Origin of the sequence: Bacteroides sp. (assembly GCA_036351255.1) — a bacterium.
In the GTDB taxonomy this organism is placed as follows: Bacteria; Bacteroidota; Bacteroidia; order Bacteroidales; family UBA7960; genus UBA7960.
This window is the reverse complement of record JAZBOS010000052.1, coordinates 180552-186551: the sequence shown is the minus strand read 5'-3', so window position 1 is coordinate 186551 and position 6000 is coordinate 180552. Positions and strand designations below refer to the sequence as shown.

The window sequence follows — 6000 nt, the reverse complement described above, 5'->3', positions numbered from 1 at the left end:
ATACGGCTTTTGTTCAGAACACTGTACTGGGGACGCTGGGCATTTTGGGGGAAATCCTTGGTGAGCACAGGTATGACCTTGCAATCAAGCCCTTTGATTTCAATGATGGCTTTGGCGAAATCATACCAGCTGGCTACGCCTTCATTGCTGAAGTTATAGATCTCGCCCCTAACCTTTGACGGGACCTTGGGGATGATCTCAAGGATAACCTTAGCGAGGTCGCGGGCATAGGTGGGCGTGCCTATCTGATCAAAGATCACCTTCAATTCTTTCTCAGTTTTAGCTTTTTCAAGAATGGTCTTAACAAAGTTATGCCCGGATGCCGAATAAAGCCAGGAGGTCCGGATGATGATGGCCCGTTTGGCATTGAACATCACTTCGATCTCGCCATCCAGTTTGGATTTTCCGTAAATCGACTTGGGGTTGGCGGTATCATTTTCGGTATAGGGTTTAAAGTTCTTGCCTTCAAAGACATAGTCGGTGGAGATATGGACGAGCATGGCTCCTACCCTGCTGGAAGCCTCTGCCAGGTATTTGGTAGCCGTTGCATTCAGGAGGGTAGCCTGAGGCCTGTCATCTTCAGCTTTATCCACCTGGGTATAGCCCACGCAGTTTACCACACATTCAATCTTGTTGGCCTTCATATACTTATATACCTTATCTGGATTCGTTACATCCAATTCCTCCACATCGGTGAAGAAAAACTGATGCTGCGGGCTACTGGGGGCCAGTTCCCTGAACTCACTGCCAAGCTGGCCGTTACTGCCTGTTATGAGGATATTCATGGTGATTGCTTAAAGGTTTAGAATCGATTTAAAGTAACGGATGGTATGTGCAAGGCCTTCCTCCAGTTGGGTATAGGGTTCCCAGCCGATGGTTTTTCGTGCATAGGTGATGTCGGGCTGTCGCTGCATGGGGTCGTCCTGGGGCAGGGGCATATGTGTAATGGAAGATTTGGAGCCGGTAAGTTTCAGCACCATTTCGGCCAGTTGAAGCATTGTGAACTCACCTGGATTCCCTAGGTTCATGGGTCCGGTCACTTCATCAGGCGTCTCCATCAGACCGATGAGGGCCTTCACCATATCTTCAACATAACAAAAGCTGCGGGTCTGGGTGCCATCCCCAAAAATGGTGATATCCTCGCCGCGCAGGGCCTGGACGATAAAGTTGGAAACCACACGCCCGTCGTTGGGATGCATCCGCGGGCCATAAGTGTTGAATATCCTTGCGATCTTGATCTTCACGTGATTCTGGCGGTGATAATTGACAAACAAGGATTCAGCACAGCGCTTGCCTTCGTCGTAGCAAGCCCTGGGGCCGATGGGATTCACATTGCCCCAGTAACTTTCGGTCTGGGGGTGCACTTCGGGATCGCCATATACCTCGCTGGTAGAGGCCTGAAGCACCCTGGCATTGAGGCGCTTGGCCAGTCCCAGCATATTGATGGCGCCCATCACCGAGGTCTTGATGGTTTTGATGCCATTATACTGATAGTGGATGGGCGATGCAGGACAAGCCAGGTTATAGATCTCGTCGGCTTCGATAAAGAAAGGCATGGTAATGTCGTGCCTGATGAGCTCGAAATAAGGGTCGTTGAGCAGGTGCAGAATATTCTCTTTCTGCCCGGTGAAAAAATTATCGAGACAAAATACTTCGTGACCTCTAAGCAGCAAAGCTTCGCAGAGGTGTGAACCTACAAAGCCTGCTCCACCGGTTACCAGAATTCTTTTTTTCATGTTGAATTGGATTGTAAAAACCAAAGCAAGATCAGCAAGCAATGGACTGCCGCAAATATATCTATTTTTTCGTAAAGGGCCGGACAATATCGCCGGAGCAAAAGAATCTGAAAAAAGCTTAAATCGGAAACAGAATGCGTCTGTTACACTTGAGGAAGTAAATAATTTCTTTTAAATTTGATACTTATTCTAATCATTCTTATCCAAAAGCAGATGCGCCAGACCTCCATCACCCGCGAAGTTCTTGATCCAACCCGCAAAGCCTTATTCATCAACCTTGATGACAGCATCTATGGTTCGTTTGCGGAAATTGGCGCTGGGCAGGAAGTAGCCCGTTGTTTTTTCCAGTCGGGCGGGGCATCAGGCACGGTAGCCCGAACCATCTCGGCCTACGACATGCAGTTCAGCAATTCGCTTTACGGAAAAAGCCCCAGCGGGAGGTACGTCTCCGAGCAGCGGCTGATGCAGATGCTCGACATCGAATACAAAAGCCTGGAAGATCTGCTGGGCGATAAACGCGGCGACAACACTCGGTTTTTCGCCTTTGCCAATACGGTCACCACCCTCAACTTCAAAAAGGATAACGACCCCCACGGCTGGATCGGCGTACGCTTTCAGTTGAATCCCGGAGATCCGCCCAATGACGTGGTCCTCCACGTGCGACTGCTGGAAAACGACAGTCTGCTGCAGCAAAAAACCCTGGGGATACTGGGTGTTAACCTGATCTATGCCTGTTATTACATTTACCAGTTTCCCAACAGTTTTCTGAAATCACTTCTGGAATCCATTTCTGATGGCCGGATCGAGATCGATATGATCAGGATGAGTGGCCCCGAGCTTGACTATGTCGACAACCGCCTGCTGGCCGTGCAACTCGTAAAAAACGGAATGACCAGCGTAACGATGTTTGACCGCCACGGCAAGGTTCAGCAACCGGCTGACCTGTTGTATAAAAAGAATACCATGGTGCTTAGGGGAAGCTTCAGACCCATCACCTATGTTGGATTCGATATGCTAAAAACAGGCTTTGCATTGTTTAAGGAGGATGTGGGTTTTGACAAGAAGAATACGGTGGTGCTTTGCGAAATGACCCTGAACAATCTGATGGGAGGCGGCGACTTTGATGAGCGCGATTTTCTTGATCGCGTCGATATCCTTTGTGGAATGGGGCAAAACGTGATGATTTCCAATTTCCGCGAGTTTTATAAGCTGGCCGAATGGTTCAGGCGCTTCCGTCTGGGAAGCATCCGCATGATAATGGGCGCGTATACCTTCCAGAATGTGCTCGACAAGAAATATTACACCCACCTGCGAGGGGGCATACTCGAGGCTTTTGGGAAGCTCTTTATAGAGAACCTGAAGGTTTATATCTATCCCAGCAAGGAAAACGAGAAAAGCAAGATCATTACCATTGGCAACATGCCCGTTGATAAGGACATCGATCCCCTTTTCCAGTACCTGGTTAATAATCAATGCATCGTTGATATTCCGGGTTACCGCGAACAGGTGCTCCCCTTCTTTTCTCACCTGGTAATGAAAAAAATGAAGGAGAACGACCCCTCCTGGGAAAAGATGGTTCCCCGTTTTGTTTCTTCCTTCATCAAGAGCAAAAACCTCTTTGGTTATGGAGTCCCCAAAAAACGGGGAAGGGCAGCCAAAAAATGACCACCCTTCGCCCGAACCAACTCTATCAATTAACCAAAACTACATATCGAACTCATCAAAGTCCTGCGGGCTGTTATCCATTTGCTCGCGCGAACGTTGATTCCTCCGGTTATTGTATTCGTTAATTCGATAGGTAAAACCAACAAAAACCATGCGGCTGTTGCGTTTCCGTTCCATATCGATGGTAAAGTTATCACCGTAATTATACATTCTGAATTTCTGTGTATTGAAGATATCGCTGACCCTCAGGGTAATGGTACCCTTACGGTCGAGGATATTCTTGCGCAGCCCCATATCGGCCGAATACATGGCCTCCATTTCGCCCTGAAGCATTACTACAGGGGAACGGTAAAACCCGTTCACCTGGAGATCCCATCCTTTTCCAAGGTTGAGGTTGTTGACCATTCGTGCAGACCATGAATAGCTATCAGTGCGCATTTCCATCATGGCATCGCCACCTTCAATAATCTGGCGGTAATAGCTAAATGTGCCATTGGCGCGCCACCAGGGGAAGAGTTGCTGCGAAAGAATCAGTTCGGCCCCGTAAGAAGTTCCGCGATTGATGTTTTCAAAGGTGGTATAGGCAATGCCATTCTGATCCATGGTACGGAAGCGGGTGATCATCCCATCGGTATAGCGGTAAAAGAGGCTGGGGTTGATGGTGGTATTTTTCCAGAAACGGGTATAACCCAATTCCATGGAGTTGATCAACTCAGGCTTCAACTGAGGATTTCCGAATGATAAATCATAGGGGTCTGTATAGCTGACAAAGGGATTCAGATAGCGGTTGTTTGGACGGTTAATCCTGCGGCTGTAGCTGACCTGAAGTGACTGGTTTTGTTCAAAATTCCGGCGCAGGTGAACCGTAGGGAACAGGTTCAGATAATTGTCGCTATATACCTCATTGGTGGTGCGCTGGTCTGCTTCAATATAAGTCTGCTCCAGGCGAAGCCCTGCCTGCAGGCTGTATTTGCCAAGCATTGTAGAGTATATACCATAGGCGGCATAGACCTGCTCATTATAAACAAACTGGTTACTGAGGCCTGTATTGTTTTTCCATTCCTGAGTTTCTGGGTCATAATTAAAAAAGTTAAAATCCGATCCCATTTCGCGGAGGTAAGCACGCCCCCCAAATTCCAGTTTCTGGTCTTCGCCCAGTGGATGAATGTAATCTGTCTGAAAGGAGAGCGACCAGTTATCGCCATTGGTGCTGGTGTTTTCAAGAAGGTCGGGAAGGATTGCTGGCTTGCCATTGTTTTCAATGAAACGCTGAAGGTTGTTTTCAGCAATTTCCATTCCACGGGTGGAAAACACGATATCCGCATTAAATTCCCGCAACTTCTGATCAAAGGTTTTGCGGTAATTCAGGGTATAGTTCATGCCCTGGTTTTCCATTTCATTGCCCGAAGTACGGGTAAAGAAATCGGTTAAGAACATGTTTATGTCCAGTGCATTGTAATCGGTAAAGTTGTCCGAAATACGCTGCCAGGAATTGTACATCACAGAGGCGGTAAGGGTGTTGAAGTCGTTGAACTGGTAATCGGCACCGAAGCTGACATTGTGCGAGTTCATGGTGTTCTCAAAGCGGGTATCCTGATCGAGAAACGTGGTATCATTGAGGAAACTGGTCCGGAAGTTAAAACCAGAGCCTTCCATATTAAAAATCCTTCCGCTATAATTCCCAAAGAAGTTTACCTTACCAGTTTTATAGTTCAGGTTCAGGGAACCGGTGTAGCGATTTCCTGTGCTGGCATTGAGTGAGGCCATCCCGTTATAGCCCGCACGGCGTTCCTTTTTCAACACAATATTGATGATACCTGAAGTGCCATCAGGCGAATAACGGGCCGAAGGATTGGTAATCACCTCAATGCGTTCGATCATATTGGAAGGGATCTGCTCAAGGGCCTCTGAGCCACTCAGGCCAGTCAGGCTGCTTGGGCGGCCATCTACAAGGATGGTCACGTTAGAGCTTCCCCTCAGGCTGACATTGCCTTCAAAATCGACGGCAACGCTGGGGATGTTTTGCATCAGTTCAAGCGCGGTGCCTCCGGTAGCAGTGAGTTCGCTGTCAACATTTATGACGCGGCGGTCAAGGCCCACTTCCATCAGTTCGCGGGCGGCTTCAACGGTCACTTCAGAAAGCAAAGCAGCGCCTGGCTCCACACGAATTGTGCCCATTTCATAGACCGGCTCGCTCTTGGTGACCTGAATGCCGTTGAATTCTTTTCGGGGATATCCTACATAGTTAATGGCCACATAGTACTTTCCTTCGGGAACCTGCTCAATAACAAAAACACCCTGCTCGTTGGTGATCGCGCCGGTCACAAGGGATGAATCGCGCACGCTGTGAAGCACCACGCTGGCAAACAAAAGGGGCTCATTGCTTGAATCATCGATCACCATTCCAGTGACTACCCCGCTGTTAAAAGGGCGAGGTGCTGAAGGTGCACTGCTGTCAACAGGGCTTTCAGCAAACAAGGTAAAGGAAAAAAACAAAAAGGGGGTTATGAGGAGGTATTTCTTAAAACTCAGAAAATTAAACATACAATTTAAGTGTTTTTATTAATTGATTTTGTTGGTTATACAATTTGTTGAACCA

4 protein-coding genes are annotated in these 6000 nt (G+C 48.0%); 1 reads left to right on the top strand and 3 read right to left on the bottom strand.

The window, feature by feature from the left end:
- A partial coding sequence (gene rfbD / locus V2I46_05150) for a dTDP-4-dehydrorhamnose reductase (GenBank protein ID MEE4176879.1) occupies nt 1-785 on the bottom strand: 785 nt, incomplete at its 3' end.
- Nucleotides 786-794: 9 nt separating this feature from the next.
- Nucleotides 795-1736: a UDP-glucuronic acid decarboxylase family protein gene (locus V2I46_05145; GenBank protein MEE4176878.1), complete on the bottom strand. Its 942-nt coding sequence runs from the start codon at nt 1734-1736 to the stop codon at nt 795-797.
- A 213-nt stretch (nt 1737-1949) separates the two neighbouring features.
- Here V2I46_05145 and V2I46_05140 point away from each other — a divergent pair, with 213 nt between their 5' ends.
- Nucleotides 1950-3401, top strand: coding sequence for a hypothetical protein (locus tag V2I46_05140; GenBank protein ID MEE4176877.1), 1452 nt, complete (start codon nt 1950-1952; stop codon nt 3399-3401).
- Between the two features lie 39 nt (nt 3402-3440).
- On the opposite strand, the gene V2I46_05135 is transcribed toward V2I46_05140, so the two are convergent.
- A complete protein-coding gene (locus V2I46_05135; protein MEE4176876.1) occupies nt 3441-5945 on the bottom strand; it encodes a TonB-dependent receptor in 2505 nt (834 codons plus the stop codon).
- Between the last annotated feature and the right edge of the window lie 55 nt (nt 5946-6000).